Below are 13,555 nucleotides of genomic sequence, written 5' to 3'. Positions count from 1 at the left end.
CAATTACAAACGATCTTCATCCAACAATAACTGAGCATCACGAAGGCTTAATGTGCCTTCATAAATTGCACGACCTGTAATCGCGCCTAAAATGCCCGTTTGGCCTTTTAGGTTACGCACATCATCAAGATTGGTCACACCACCTGATGCAATCACAGGCAAGCCTGAATATTGTGCCAAATTGACGGTTTGTTCAACGTTAACGCCTTGCATCATGCCATCACGAGCGATGTCAGTGTAGACAATGCTTGAAACGCCTGCATCGGCAAAACGCTTCGCAAGATCAGTGGCTTTAACATCAGTGACATTGGCCCAGCCATCTGTTGCAACCATACCATTGATGGCATCAATACCAACGATGATATGACCTGCAAAACGTTTACATGCTTCATCCACGAACGCAGGATCTTGAACCGCTTTAGTTCCAATAATCACAAACGAGACACCAGCTTCTAAATAGTGTTCGATCGTTTCAAGTGAACGAATCCCGCCGCCGATTTGAATTGGTAGTTCAGGTTGAGCACGTGCAATCGCTTCAACCACAGGTTTATGAATTGGCGTACCAGCGAAAGCACCATTTAAATCAACTAAATGTAAACGGCGCGCGCCTTCATCAACCCAGTGTTGTGCAGTTGCGACAGGATCATCAGAGAAAACAGTATCGTCTTCCATACGGCCTTGTTTTAAACGAACACATTTGCCATCTTTCAGGTCAATTGCAGGGATGATTAGCATGCTTTCGCTCCTTGCGTCATCATAGAGTTTGAATTGGCTACATATTAGCAAAGTATTGCTCAATCGCTAAGCTTTGGATGTTAGACGACTGCGTCTTTCTTTAAAGTTTTATACAAATAAAAAAGCCAAGTCTAAAACTTGGCTGATCAAGGGTTAAGCCCTATCATTTATTCAGAATAGTTCTGTTGATATTGCATTTGGGTTTGTTGGCTTCTTTCTAAGTAGTCTTGATAAGCAGGAATTGCATTTGCAGCCAAACCGAAAACTAACAGGAGAGGAATCAAAATAATATAAATCCAACCCAATACTTTTTCCCATCCAGCCGTGTTTCGACTCGGACCATAAAGATTTTCACCTTCAGTTCCTTTGGCACAGAATAAATAGATTAAAAAAATCAGGTTCAAAAATGGCACCAGCATCAATAATGACAGCCAGCCAGTTTGATTGCGATCATGCAAACGACGAATGGTAAAAACAAAAGAAAAATAGAGAAATCCAATATAAAGAATGATGAATAATAAAATCGCAATAAACGGAAAGTCTGAGAACTCAGAGCCATTGCCGCTGAATAGACTTGCAATAAATGCAAGAATAAAAATAACAATACAGAAGGCGATTGCGCTCAAAAAGGACCAAGCGGCATAGGCGAGTCGGCCAAAACGACCTTTAGGACTTAGCGGCTTATCTACGGTTTGGATAGGTGAATTCATTTTTATTCCTATTTAGGTGTTTTTATACAATTGTTAAAATGGAGTGATCTGTATAGATGCGAATAATAAAGAAAATAACATGAGAATTACAGAATATTTTGATAAAAGCAGATCAAATGAACAAATTTGATCTGCTTCGGTTTTTCTAATTAGATGTTCCATTCCACAAAGTTTTTTAATAACTGTAAACCTGCGGTATGACTCTTTTCAGGGTGGAATTGTGTGGCAAATAAATTATCTTTATGAATAGCAGTACAAAAGTTCACACCATAATCGCAAGTTGCTGCGATCACAGATGAATCTTGTGTTTCAACATAATAGCTATGCACAAAATAAAAACGCGCATCTTGCTCGATGTTATTCCACATCGGATGGCTTGGATCAAGTTGATGTACTTGGTTCCAGCCCATGTGCGGTACTTTTAAATTTGGCATTTCAGGAAAATGTTTAACTACGCCGTCAAAGATACCGAGCGCAGCAACGCCACCATTTTCTTCGGATGTCTGCAATAAGGCTTGCATGCCTACACAAATCGCCAAAACAGGCTTATTGAATGCGGCTTGGCGGACAACCTCGTCGATGCCAGCTTCGTGCATACCTTGCATACAGTCGCGCATCGCACCAACACCAGGAAATACGATTTTATCGGCTTTGGCGATCAGTTTAGGATCATTGGTCACATCAACCGTTGCGCCGACATGTTCCAAGGCTTTTGCCGCAGAGTGCAAATTGCCCATGCCATAGTCAAGTAAAGCAATACGCGTCATTACAAACTACCTTTGGTCGAAGCAATGGTATTTTCTGCGCGTGGATCAACTTCACATGCCATACGCAAAGCACGCGCTAGAGCTTTAAACACGCTTTCAATCTGATGGTGACTATTTTTACCTTTCAAGCTATCAATATGTAAGGTCATCAGAGCGTGATTGACAAATCCCTGAAAAAATTCAGAGAATAAATCGACATCGAAGCTGCCAATACGGGCACGCGTGAAGGGGATATCCATAAATAAACCAGGACGACCTGACAAATCGACCACAACACGAGACAATGCTTCATCTAAAGGTGCATAAAAATGACCATAGCGGCGTAAGCCTTTTTTATCACCCAAAGCTTGCGCAAAGGCTTGCCCTAAGGTGATTCCACAGTCTTCTACCGTATGATGATCGTCAATTTCAAGGTCGCCATCACAATGAATATCAATATCAAATAGACCATGGCGCTTGATTTGATCAATCATATGGTCTAAAAATGGAACTCCAGTGTTGAGTGTGCCTTGACCAGTACCATCGAGATTGAGACGAACTCGAATTTTTGTTTCGTTGGTATTTCTTACCACTTCACTGATACGTTGCGTCATGGACACGTTCCTCAAAAAACGTCAAAAATGATTGAATTAAAAATAGTTTCGCTGTGACGAAAAAGTGACAGCATCATAGTTTGCTCAGGAGGGTTAATCAATGCCTATTACAGTACATGCCTACAGTTCTTTAGACCAACTAGGAATCCGTACTCAGCTAGAGCGACTCTATGATACCAGCCCAGAGTTCGGAGATGGGCAAGATGCAATGGAGCAACTTGAACAAAATCTACAGCAATATACCACAGTTTATACCGCTGAATTTAACAGCAAAATTATAGGTGCAATCTGGGCAACAGGGCAAGGAGAAAGCCGTGTTTTAGAGTATATCGTCGTACATCCTGCCAATCGTGGGCGTGGTGTAGCAGAACGTTTGGTTGAAGAGGTCTGTCGTTTTGAAGAAGAGCAAGGGGTAAAGTTATTTGAGCCGGGATGTGGTGCAATTCATCGCTGCTTATCCCACATTGGAAAAATCTAAAGCAGGTTGAAGCGTTACTGGCTTTGTTGCAAAATTAAACGCTAGGTAGAAAAATCCGCAAATTTGCTTGACGGATTTTGACAAACATTGTTTAATACGCCCACTTTGGCGCGATAGCTCAGTCGGTAGAGCAACGGATTGAAAATCCGTGTGTCCCCAGTTCGATCCTGGGTCACGCCACCATGATTTGTATTTTCAATCCCTGATCCCATCAGGGATTTTTTTTGTCCAAAAACTTTTGTAGTATACTTTTTGGATAAGAAATGGTCATTTAAATCAAAAGCTCAGGATAGTTGTTGACTATTTATCTGAGATACGGCTTAATACACGCCATTGGCGCGATAGCTCAGTAGGTAGAGCAACGGATTGAAAATCCGTGTGTCCCCAGTTCGATCCTGGGTCACGCCACCATATTCAAAAAACCCCAAACGAAAGTTTGGGGTTTTTTTATGGAAAATCGAAACCAATGACAACGCATTTCAAATGCATAATTAACTGACGCCGATTGCTCAAGCTAACTATTACATTGTGAATGTATGATAAAAAGCAGAAAAGCATGCTTCCACATGCTTTTCTGCTGCAAATATAACTGTATTATTAAGCTGATTTTGCTGTTTTGATTGGCACTAACATCTGTCCTGTTTCTTCAAAGTTGGCATGCCAAGACAGCGCTTCACGCAGGATATGAGGGGTATGACCACCTCGTGCACAAGCACGGTCAAAATAGTCGTTTAATGCAGCCTGATACAATGGATGTACACAATGGTCGATAATGACACGCGCGCGCTCACGCGGTGCTAAACCACGCAAATCTGCCAATCCTTGTTCTGTCACCAAAATATCCACATCGTGCTCACAATGATCCACGTGGCTCGCCATCGGAACGACCGAAGAGATATCTCCACCCTTGGCAATCGATTTAGTCACAAAAATGGCAAGATGTGCATTACGGGCAAAATCGCCTGAACCGCCGATACCATTCATCATTTTGGTACCACAAACATGGGTTGAGTTGACGTTGCCATAAATATCAAACTCTAGCGCCGTGTTAATCCCAATAATGCCTAAGCGACGTACGATCTCTGGATGATTTGAAATTTCTTGTGGGCGTAATACCAGTTTGTCTTTGTATTGATTTAGGTTGCCAAAAACACGCTCGCCACATTTTGCCGATAATGTAATGGAGCTGCCTGAGGCAAACTTCATTTTACCTGCATCGATCAATTCAAAAGTACAGTCTTGTAGCACTTCTGAATACATCACCAGATCTTCAAAATTAGAATCTTTTAATCCTGTTAAAACGGCATTGGCTATTGAACCAATCCCTGCTTGTAACGGACCTAAATTTTTTGCTAAACGACCTGCCGCAACCTCTTGTTCAAAGAAGGCAATGAGGTGATTGGCAATCGCTTGTGTTTCCGCATCAGGTGGAGTTACGGTTGAAGGAGAGTCTGCGGTGTCTTTGAGTACGATGCCTACGATTTTTGCAGGATCAATCGGAATCGCCGTTGAGCCAATACGATCATCTACTTGAGTTAAGGGGAGTGGTGTTCGTGTCGGACGATAGCTTGGAATATAGATATCATGTAAGCCTTCGAAATCTTCGCTCAATGCAGTGTTGATTTCCACAATGACTTTTTCAGCAAAGATCGCAAAGCTGGCAGAGTTGCCGACTGATGTAGTTGGAACAATATGACCTTGCTCGGTTATGGCCACCGCTTCAATCACTGCAATATCTGGGCGTTTGAGCTGCTGATTACGCATTTGCTCGACGGTTTCAGATAAGTGCTGGTCCACAAACATGACTTCGCCATTGTTGATGGCACGACGTAAGGTGCTATCGACTTGGAAGGGCATACGACGCGCCAAGACACCTGCTTCAGTCAATTGCTTGTCTAAATCATTACCGAGGCTTGCACCTGTAATTAATGTGATTTTTAACGGATTTTTTTTAGCATGATTGACCAGTGCTTGTGGAACGGCTTTTGCTTCACCTGCGCGGGTGAAACCACTCATGCCAACGGTCATGCCATTTTCAATAAAGCTAGAAGCCTCATCAGCACTCATGATTTTGTCATGTAGGCTGTGAAGGCGAATGCGACTTAAAGACATCATCCATTCTCAATGTTGCTTTTTATAAGCGTTGGATTTTAGCGCTAAAATGTGAAAAATGTATTGATTTTAGGCTAAGGTCTAACGCAAATCACAGTATATCTGATCAGAAAATGTCTCTCTAAAAATGTCCCGTCAGCGTTTGTCTGATTTTGTCGATGGTGTTGTTTTGTGGCTCATCCGTTTTTTCGCTTGGAATGGGCAATGAAATGACCACTTCTAAGCCACCTTGTTCGCGGTTGCGAATATTGATTTGCCCTTGGTGAATATCAACAATACGTTTCACGATCGCAAGCCCAAGTCCGCTCCCTTGAACGGTGCGGGCTGAATTTCCACGCACAAAGGGTTGCATCAACTCTTCGACCTGATCGGGAGGAATGCCTTCGCCATGATCAGCCACGGTAATGAGAATATGATCATCGACATGGCTGGCAGAGAGTTCAATCGGCTCAGAACCATAGCGTTTAGCGTTATTGAGCAAATTGGCGATTAAACGTTTCAAAGATAAGCTACGCGCTGGAATGATCGGTAACTCTTGTGTTTCAAACTGGATATCGAGCGGTTGAAATTGCACCACCAACTCTTGGAATAAGATGTTGAGATTGGTCTCTGTCAGCTCTTCATCAGAACCATCACGCATATAAGAAATGAATTGATTTAAAATCGCATCCATATCATCCACATCGTAGATCAAGCCTTCTCGAAAGAATTCATCAGGTAGCATTTCTGCGGTTAAACGAATACGCGTCAACGGGGTGCGGAGGTCATGTGAAATGCCTGCCAACATGATTTGCCGATCACGTTCCGTTTGTTCAAGCGTATAGACCATTTGGTTAAAGGCTTGATTGACTTGACGGATTTCTAGTGGACCATGATTGGTGTCCAAGTACGGTGCTTTGCCTGTTTTACTATAGTTATTGGCGGCATTTTGTAATCGACGCAATGGTCGATTCATTTGGCGAACCAAAATTAAAATAATAATTGAAGATAGGATTGGTACACCAAACAACCATGTGGCAATCAACTCGATACTATAATTGTCATAGGTTTTGAGTGGTTCACGAACCCAGTTGCCATTCATTTCTGGCGTTTGAATCCAGATGCGCGGAATCGGTTTAAATTTGAAGTAAACCGTCACATCTTTCACACCTAACTCTTTGGCGAGCTTTGCTTCAATTTGATTGGTAAATAATTCAGCGAGAAATTTTTCTTCAACTCTAGGGAATTCTTTTGGATCGGTAATGTATTCGATGCCAATACGGTTCTTTAACCAGTCATCAATATCGACTTCGGTATCTTGATGTAATATACGAATATCGGGATTGTTGACGAGTTCAAGTTCAACTGCGAGATAACGCGCATGTTGTTGCAACTCAGGTAAATATAAGGTGCGCCAAAAGAACCACAAAGACATAAACAGACTGAAAAAGACCATGGACAGTACCAAAATTACGGTACGCATGGCGGCAGAACGCGGTTTGATTTTATCTAAAAAACGTTCCCATTTTGTTCGTGGCCTTTCAGAGTAGGCCACGAAGTCAGTAAATTCTTGCGGATCAATTGGTTCAAGTTTCAAGGTCTAGTTTCCTACGCTCATTCCGCACCATCTGGAACAAAAACATAGCCTACACCCCAAACAGTTTGGATATAGCGTGCTCGTGCTGGATTGTCTTCGATTAAGCGACGTAAGCGAGAGACTTGTACATCGATTGAACGCTCCATTGCGCCCCATTCACGACCACGTGCGAGATTCATCAGTTTGTCGCGTGTCAATGGTTCACGTGGATGTTGGACCAGTGCTTTGAGCACGGCAAACTCACCTGTGGTCAGCGTCACAACTTGACCTTCACGCGTTAAGGTTCGTGTGGATAGATCTAAAGCCCAAGGTCCAAAACTGACGACTTCAACGTGCTGGCTTGGTGCACCGGGCACTTCACGCACCTGACGGCGTAATACCGCACGAATACGTGCCAGCAACTCATTTGGATTGAACGGTTTTGGTAGGTAATCATCTGCACCTGCTTCTAAGCCCGCGATACGGTCAGAGTCACTGCCACGTGCAGTCAGCATAATGATCGGGGTGTCAATGTTGGATTGACGTAAGCGGCGACAGATACTTAATCCATCTTCAACGGGTAACATAAAATCAAGGACGATGAGCGAGAATAACTCACGTTGTAGTAAACGGTCCATTTGTGTCGCGTCATGGGCAGTTTTAACTACAAAGCCTTTGTCTTCGAGGAAGCGTTGTAAAAGCGTACGCAAGCGCACATCATCATCGACCACTAAAATGCGTTCGACCCGGTCTGTTTCATGGTGAACAGTTTCCGTCGATTCGGCAGGTACAACTAAACTCATGCTGTGCTCCTTTATCGTTTATTGTCATCGTCTTTATGCAATGCTGTAGGGGCTATTTATATTTCAACCCTGCTTTGCGTTATCGGCTAAAATCTAGCACCGTATACGGCTTATGTCGCAATGAGAGCTATAGCTCGTAAGGTGAATGTGAATAGACTCTGTAGTATACGACTCATTGCACAGTCTTGGCTATGTTATAAAGCAACAAATATTGCCAATAAAATCAAGAGAAAGATACCAAATATATACAGGTAAAATTATGACAATCAATCTATTTTTCAATATTTAGCCGGAAAAAGCTTAGTATTTTAGAAACATTGCTCAATTAGCATAATCTGTAGGGTTTGTGGGGAAAGAAGTGACCCTATGCACAATATTTTAAAAAAACAATAGTGGATTTTATAGCCATGGACTTTATAATCATTGCTTTTAGACTCAACCCTTGTGGAATCAATCACGATGACTGACTTAGTTCAGCAGTTGGCAAATGAACTTGCCGTACGTCCAAACCAAGTAGAAGCTGCTATTCGTTTAATTGATGAAGGCGCTAGTGTTCCTTTTATCGCACGTTACCGTAAAGAGGTCACTCAAGGCTTAGACGATACGCAATTACGTCAACTTGATACACGTTTAACTTACTTGCGTGATTTATACGAGCGTCGTGAGAAAGTGATCCAGTCTTTACAAGAACAAGATAAATTGAATGATGATTTATTAGGACGTGTAAATGCTGCTGAAACCAAGAATGCGTTAGAAGAAATTTATGCGCCGTATCGCCCGAAACGCACCAGCAAATCATTTAAAGCAAAAGAAGCGGGTTTAGGTGTTATTGCTGAGAAGATTATTAATGATCAAGTTGATCCAACTGAAGCTTTAGCTGGCTTTAGTCACGAAGATTATCCAGATGTTGAAAGCCAGCTCGATGCGATTCAGCATATTTTAATTGATGATTGGGCGCAAAATATCGCCTTAACCACTGAATTAAAACAGACTTTTTCTAAAACAGCAGTGTTGAAAAGTGCGGTCGCTTCTGAAGAGAAAAAAGAAGTCGGCAAAAAATTCCGTGATTATTTTGAGTTCTCAGAAAACTTAAATAAAGTCCCTTCACATCGTTTATTGGCGATGTTACGTGGTCGTCAAGAAAACGTATTGGGCTTGAAAGTGGATGGTGAAGATGATGCACCATTGGCACGTATCGAAACAGAATATAATCTTGAACAAATTCAACCACAAACACGCCAGGATTATTTAAAACAAACTGCAAAATTATTTTGGTTGGGTAAGATTCGCCCACAAATTGAACATTCATTATTAACAGATAAGCGTTTAACCGCAGAAGCTGAAGCAATGGATGTCTTTGCAGAAAACTTACGTCATTTATTGCTTTCTGCACCAGCAGGCAGTCGCACCACTTTAGGTGTTGATCCTGGTATTCGTACTGGTGTGAAGCTTGCTGTGGTAAGTGATGCCGGTGATGTACTTGCACATAGCACTATTTATCCATTTGCGCCAAAAGAAGATAAAGCTGGTTCGATTGCTGAGCTTGCACGTTTATGCCGAGAGTTCCACGTGGAACTTATTGCGATTGGCAATGGTACAGCGAGTCGTGAAACTGAAGCTGTGGTTGCAGAAATGATGGCGGCCAATACTGATTTGAAACTGACACGTATCACGGTGAGTGAAGCAGGTGCATCCGTTTATTCGGCAAGTGAATTGGCTTCACAAGAATTACCTGACCTTGATGTATCAATTCGCGGCGCAGTCTCAATTGCCCGTCGTTTACAAGATCCATTGGCTGAGCTGGTTAAAATCGACCCGAAATCAATCGGTGTAGGTCAGTACCAACATGATGTCAATCAAACAGGTCTAGCAAAAACTCTAGATGCTGTGGTTGAAGACTGTGTGAATGCGGTTGGGGTGGATGTGAATACCGCGTCTCCTGCGATTCTGGCTTATATTGCGGGTCTCAATAAATCCATTGCACAACAAATCTTTGAATATCGTAAAGAACATGGTCGTTTTGATAGTCGCCAAGCATTGAAAAAAGTACCACGTTTAGGCGAGCGTACTTTTGAGCAAGCAGCAGGTTTCTTGCGTATTCAGGATGGTACAGAACCATTGGATGCATCAGCTGTTCACCCTGAGAGTTATGGCGTGGTTGAAAAAATCGTTGCGGCGAAAGCAACCACGGTTAAAGACATCATTGGTAATACTGAAATTATTCGTCAAGTTAAAGCAGATGAGTTTGTCGATGACAAATTTGGTTTGCCAACGATTCAGGATATTTTGGCTGAATTGGAAAAGCCTGCGCGTGATCCACGTCCAGAGTTCCGTACTGCAAAATTCCGTGACGACATTACCGAAGTTGCACAACTCACTGAGGGTTTGCAGCTTGAAGGTGTAGTGACCAATGTTACGAATTTTGGTGCTTTCGTCGATGTAGGTGTGCATCAAGATGGTTTAGTGCATATCTCTGAACTTGCCAATGAATTTGTTTCTGATCCGCATAAAGTAGTGAAACCGGGTCAAATTGTACAAGTTCGTGTGATTCAAGTGGATGCAGAGCGTAATCGCGTCAACTTGAGTATGCGTGCGGAAGGTTCTGCGCCTGTGAAAGCGCCTCGTCAGCAACAGCGTCCACAGCAAGATCGTCCGGAACGTTCAGAGCGTAAGCCACAAGGTCAGCGTCCACCACGTAAAGAAGGTGACTTTAAACGTCCGCAAAATAACAAGCCAAAAACCGAGAAACCACAAGAGCAAAAAATTGGTGGTTTAGGTGCGTTGTTATTGCAAGCTGGGATTAAAGGCTCGAAATAAGCAAGGCTCGAAATAATTGAATTGAGTCCATTTAAAAACCTTCCTTCGGGAAGGTTTTTTTATGCGAGTAGATGTGTGAATAAGGTTATAAGTTCGGAGAATTAGAATAAGATAGTTAAACAGCAATTTTATTCTATAAATCTGATCCCATTGCGTTAATCTGATTTGATGCAAAAATCCAAAGGAGGTCGTGATGTCACGTAGACCTCGTGAACAAGTCGATTACTTACACCTCGAAGAACTCGGTGGTTTAGAAATGCTGAAAGCCAGTTACTTTCAGCAGGAGTTTTCACGACATGTGCATGAAGGATTTTGTATCGGTGTGATCGAAGAAGGCGCACAACGTTTTTATCGCACAGGTGGCAATCATGTCGCACCGCAAGGCGATATTATTTTGGTCAATGCCGATGAGGTACATACAGGTTCTTCAGCAGTAGAGACGGGTTGGCGTTATCGGGCGATTTATCCTACACCTGAGGTGTTTAATGAGCTGACACGCGATTTGACCACTGTTCATGGTACTGCACCGTGGTTTAGAGAAGCCGTATTGCATGATGAAGGTTTGGCACAACAATTTCGTTTGCTATTCGACTTATTCGAGCAACCCAGCAATACCTTACTGAAGCAAACCTTATTTCTCTCTACTATCGCTTGGCTTGTGTCGAAGTATAGTCAAACCAAGCCTCAATCTGCTGAATTGAGCAATGCCAAACAGCGTATTCTGAATATTAAAGAGCTGATGGCATCGATGCCTGAACAAGAGTTCTCTTTGACGGCATTGGCTGACATGGCCAATCTAAGCCAGTGGCATTTTCTACGCCAGTTTAAAAAGCATGTGGGATTGTCTCCACATGCATGGTTAGTGCAAGCACGTTTGCAAAAGGCACAAAAATTATTAAGACAAGGACTAAATTTATCTGAGATTTCGCAGCAATGTGGATTTTCAGATCAAAGCCATTTTAGTCGGCATTTCCGTCAAACTTTTGGGATTACGCCAGGTGGCTATATTGCCTATCTCAAATAAAACAGCAATTTTATGCAATCTTGATTGATTGATTTTTGGCATAGTCAACAGTCTCTTATAAACGATTGTAATGCTGATGTTGACTGAGACGATCGAAGACACCTCTATGTCTGTGCCTCGGGCCTTTTTAAATGGTGTGGTCAAAATATTGCCCTTGTGTTTTGCTGTGTTGCCTTGGGGTATCTTGGCAGGTTCAATGGCTATCCAAGCTGGACTAACGACCATGCAAGCCATTGCAATGTCAGCATTGGTTTTTGCTGGCGCTGCTCAATTGATGACTTTAGGCTTGGTCATGGCAGGAACACCTGCACTTACGATCATCATTTCGGTATTTCTGATTACCACGCAGCATTATTTATATGCGCTGTATTTACGTGAAGATATTTCCAAGCAACCGTTAAAACATCGGTTAATGTTAGGTTTTTTACTCACAGATGAGTTGTTTGCGGTCAGTATTAAAAAACAACAGCACTATATTTACTATCTTCTCGGGGCGGGTAGTTGCTTTTATCTATGCTGGGTGTTGTTTAGTGTGTGTGGCGTGCTGCTTGCATCCTCTGTGCCGAATTTAGATCAATACCATCTCGATTTTTCAATTGTCGCGACCTTTATCGCCATCGTGATTCCATTTATTAAAAATTTAAATACTTTGGTGGGTGTATTGGTTTCAGTGGTTTTAACTGTGGTGTTTCTGAGTTTAGGTTTTAAAAGTGCAGCCATTATGGCTGGGGTGATTGGTATGTTCACAGCAACTTGCCTGCAAAATCTGCGGGAGCGTGCAGCATGACTTGGTTTGTTTTGATTATTTTGGCGTTGGTGGTGTTTATGAACCGCTATATTTTGCTTGAACCGAATATTCCGCTGCGTTTACCGAAATGGTTTCAACAGTCATTGCAGTATTCAGCACCGTGTTTATTGACGGCGATTGCCACACCGATTGTATTTATGGATGAGCAGGGTGCATTTCGTGAGACTTTATTGAACCCTTATTTTATTGCCACGATTTTAACCATTGTGATTGCATATAAGGTTCGCCATACCTTACTGACGATTGTTCTAAGTTTGGCTTGTTTTTATGCTTTGGTATTTTGGTTCAATTAAAAAAAGCTTGGATACATGTGAATCATGACCCAAGCCTTTCTCATGAACATGAATTAACGCGTGGTATAACCTCCATTAGCGAAAATGGTTTGTCCAGTTATCCACCAGCCATCGGTGACTAAGAAACGAATCAAAGGTTCAATGTCTTCGATTTTGGTGAGTCCACCAAGTGCCGATGCCGATTTATGATAAGCCACTGCCTCAGGCGCTTCTTGACCATAGAAAAATGGCGTATCCATGGGACCCGGCGCGACAGCAGTCACTGAGATACCGCGTTCGCCAAACTCTTTGGAAGCCGCACGGGTATAATGTTCAACAGGGGCTTTTAATCCTTCATAAGTAGAATAAAGACCTGTGTAGGCTGCCAATAAGCTGGTCACAATGCTACAGATTTTGCCGTTTGGGTTGAGATGGCGACCTGCTGATTGAATAAAGAAATAGGCAATTTTATTATTGATGTCGTTCATCACATCAAACTCTTGCTCGGTGGTGTCCAAATAGGGTTTTTTCAACACACGACCGACGGTATTAATGGCAATGTCAACACCGCCAAATTCGGCTTTGGCTTGGGTAAATAAAGATTCGATGTTTTGAATATCGGATAGATCGGCTTGAATCAAAATGGCTTTGGCACCGAGCGCTTGTACGGTTTTTAAGGTGTCTTCGGCATCGGCTTGTGTCGCTGCACTATTATAATGGATCACTAAGTTTGCCCCTTGCTCGGCGAACTTACGTGAGATCAAACCACCTAAATTCTTTGCACCGCCTGCAATCAGTACAGTTTTATCTTTTAAATCATGTTGAGACATTATTTCATCCAGCTTTTGTTTTGTGTGAAAATTATCCTAAATCAATTTCTT

At 42.4% G+C, this 13,555-nt stretch carries 13 protein-coding genes and 2 tRNA genes; 7 read left to right on the top strand and 8 right to left on the bottom strand.

Annotation, left to right across the window (positions count from 1 at the left end; translation table 11 throughout):
- Positions 1-3: 3 nt before the first annotated feature.
- The 4 genes from hisA to hisB all read right to left on the bottom strand — a co-directional run bounded on the left by hisA (position 4) and on the right by hisB (position 2,805).
- Positions 4-735, bottom strand: coding sequence for a 1-(5-phosphoribosyl)-5-[(5-phosphoribosylamino)methylideneamino]imidazole-4-carboxamide isomerase (gene hisA, locus F991_RS15700; protein WP_004673294.1), 732 nt, complete (start codon positions 733-735; stop codon positions 4-6).
- Positions 736-902: 167 nt separating this feature from the next.
- Complete coding sequence (locus tag F991_RS15695) at positions 903-1,445, bottom strand: DUF805 domain-containing protein (RefSeq protein WP_004673292.1); 543 nt, start codon at positions 1,443-1,445, stop codon at positions 903-905.
- A gap of 149 nt (positions 1,446-1,594) precedes the next feature.
- Positions 1,595-2,212, bottom strand: coding sequence for an imidazole glycerol phosphate synthase subunit HisH (hisH, locus tag F991_RS15690; RefSeq protein ID WP_004673290.1), 618 nt, complete (start codon positions 2,210-2,212; stop codon positions 1,595-1,597).
- On the bottom strand, positions 2,212-2,805 hold the full coding sequence (gene hisB / locus F991_RS15685; RefSeq protein WP_004673288.1) for an imidazoleglycerol-phosphate dehydratase HisB: 594 nt from the start codon (positions 2,803-2,805) through the stop codon (positions 2,212-2,214). Before hisB ends, hisH begins: the two co-directional genes overlap by 1 nt.
- 100 nt (positions 2,806-2,905) lie before the next feature.
- Between hisB and F991_RS15680 the strand changes: the two genes are divergently transcribed.
- The 3 genes from F991_RS15680 to F991_RS15670 all read left to right on the top strand — a co-directional run bounded on the left by F991_RS15680 (position 2,906) and on the right by F991_RS15670 (position 3,694).
- Entirely contained in the window at positions 2,906-3,283 is a 378-nt protein-coding gene (locus F991_RS15680) for a GNAT family N-acetyltransferase (protein WP_004673286.1), read from the top strand.
- A 107-nt stretch (positions 3,284-3,390) separates the two neighbouring features.
- Positions 3,391-3,466: transfer RNA gene (locus F991_RS15675), tRNA-Phe, on the top strand.
- A gap of 152 nt (positions 3,467-3,618) precedes the next feature.
- Positions 3,619-3,694 (top strand) — tRNA-Phe (locus tag F991_RS15670).
- 186 nt (positions 3,695-3,880) lie between these two features.
- Here the strand turns inward: F991_RS15670 and F991_RS15665 are convergent.
- The 3 genes from F991_RS15665 to ompR form a co-directional block, all read right to left on the bottom strand.
- A complete protein-coding gene (locus F991_RS15665; RefSeq protein WP_004673284.1) occupies positions 3,881-5,395 on the bottom strand; it encodes an acetyl-CoA hydrolase/transferase family protein in 1,515 nt (504 codons plus the stop codon).
- 121 nt (positions 5,396-5,516) lie between these two features.
- Positions 5,517-6,971 (bottom strand): ATP-binding protein, encoded by a 1,455-nt coding sequence (locus tag F991_RS15660; protein ID WP_004673282.1) that lies wholly within the window; start codon positions 6,969-6,971, stop codon positions 5,517-5,519.
- Between the two features lie 17 nt (positions 6,972-6,988).
- Positions 6,989-7,753: an osmolarity response regulator transcription factor OmpR gene (gene ompR / locus F991_RS15655; protein WP_004673280.1), complete on the bottom strand. Its 765-nt coding sequence runs from the start codon at positions 7,751-7,753 to the stop codon at positions 6,989-6,991.
- A gap of 459 nt (positions 7,754-8,212) precedes the next feature.
- On the opposite strand from ompR, the gene F991_RS15650 reads away from it, so the two are divergent.
- From F991_RS15650 to F991_RS15635, 4 genes are all read left to right on the top strand, one after another.
- Positions 8,213-10,570, top strand: a complete 2,358-nt coding sequence (locus F991_RS15650) for a Tex family protein (RefSeq protein ID WP_004673278.1) — start codon at positions 8,213-8,215, stop codon at positions 10,568-10,570.
- A gap of 193 nt (positions 10,571-10,763) precedes the next feature.
- The gene (locus tag F991_RS15645; protein ID WP_004673276.1) at positions 10,764-11,594 is read left to right on the top strand and encodes an AraC family transcriptional regulator; all 831 of its coding nucleotides are present in this window, start codon (positions 10,764-10,766) and stop codon (positions 11,592-11,594) included.
- Positions 11,595-11,670: 76 nt separating this feature from the next.
- Positions 11,671-12,381: an AzlC family ABC transporter permease gene (locus tag F991_RS15640; RefSeq protein ID WP_004673274.1), complete on the top strand. Its 711-nt coding sequence runs from the start codon at positions 11,671-11,673 to the stop codon at positions 12,379-12,381.
- Positions 12,378-12,695 (top strand): AzlD domain-containing protein, encoded by a 318-nt coding sequence (locus F991_RS15635; protein WP_004673273.1) that lies wholly within the window; start codon positions 12,378-12,380, stop codon positions 12,693-12,695. Before F991_RS15640 ends, F991_RS15635 begins: the two co-directional genes overlap by 4 nt.
- Before the next feature lie 53 nt (positions 12,696-12,748).
- Here F991_RS15635 and F991_RS15630 read toward each other — a convergent pair whose 3' ends face one another.
- The gene (locus F991_RS15630; protein WP_004673272.1) at positions 12,749-13,504 is read right to left on the bottom strand and encodes an SDR family oxidoreductase; all 756 of its coding nucleotides are present in this window, start codon (positions 13,502-13,504) and stop codon (positions 12,749-12,751) included.
- Positions 13,505-13,555: the final 51 nt, after the last annotated feature.

The sequence above is a fragment of the Acinetobacter sp. CIP-A165 genome (assembly GCF_000367985.1).
Lineage (GTDB): Bacteria > Pseudomonadota > Gammaproteobacteria > Pseudomonadales > Moraxellaceae > Acinetobacter.
Note: the sequence above shows the minus strand (reverse complement) of the source record. Positions and strands in the feature narration are given on the sequence as shown.

What these genes read in the sequence shown, in the direction of transcription:
- hisA (WP_004673294.1), bottom strand. Translation starts at nt 735, where the DNA reads ATGCTAATCATCCCTGCAATTGACCTGAAAGATGGCAAATGTGTTCGT.
- F991_RS15695 (WP_004673292.1), bottom strand. Translation starts at nt 1,445, where the DNA reads ATGAATTCACCTATCCAAACCGTAGATAAGCCGCTAAGTCCTAAAGGT.
- hisH (WP_004673290.1), bottom strand. Translation starts at nt 2,212, where the DNA reads ATGACGCGTATTGCTTTACTTGACTATGGCATGGGCAATTTGCACTCT.
- hisB (WP_004673288.1), bottom strand. Translation starts at nt 2,805, where the DNA reads ATGACGCAACGTATCAGTGAAGTGGTAAGAAATACCAACGAAACAAAA.
- F991_RS15680 (WP_004673286.1), top strand. Translation starts at nt 2,906, where the DNA reads ATGCCTATTACAGTACATGCCTACAGTTCTTTAGACCAACTAGGAATC.
- F991_RS15665 (WP_004673284.1), bottom strand. Translation starts at nt 5,395, where the DNA reads ATGTCTTTAAGTCGCATTCGCCTTCACAGCCTACATGACAAAATCATG.
- ompR (WP_004673280.1), bottom strand. Translation starts at nt 7,753, where the DNA reads ATGAGTTTAGTTGTACCTGCCGAATCGACGGAAACTGTTCACCATGAA.
- F991_RS15650 (WP_004673278.1), top strand. Translation starts at nt 8,213, where the DNA reads ATGACTGACTTAGTTCAGCAGTTGGCAAATGAACTTGCCGTACGTCCA.
- F991_RS15645 (WP_004673276.1), top strand. Translation starts at nt 10,764, where the DNA reads ATGTCACGTAGACCTCGTGAACAAGTCGATTACTTACACCTCGAAGAA.
- F991_RS15640 (WP_004673274.1), top strand. Translation starts at nt 11,671, where the DNA reads ATGTTGACTGAGACGATCGAAGACACCTCTATGTCTGTGCCTCGGGCC.
- F991_RS15635 (WP_004673273.1), top strand. Translation starts at nt 12,378, where the DNA reads ATGACTTGGTTTGTTTTGATTATTTTGGCGTTGGTGGTGTTTATGAAC.
- F991_RS15630 (WP_004673272.1), bottom strand. Translation starts at nt 13,504, where the DNA reads ATGTCTCAACATGATTTAAAAGATAAAACTGTACTGATTGCAGGCGGT.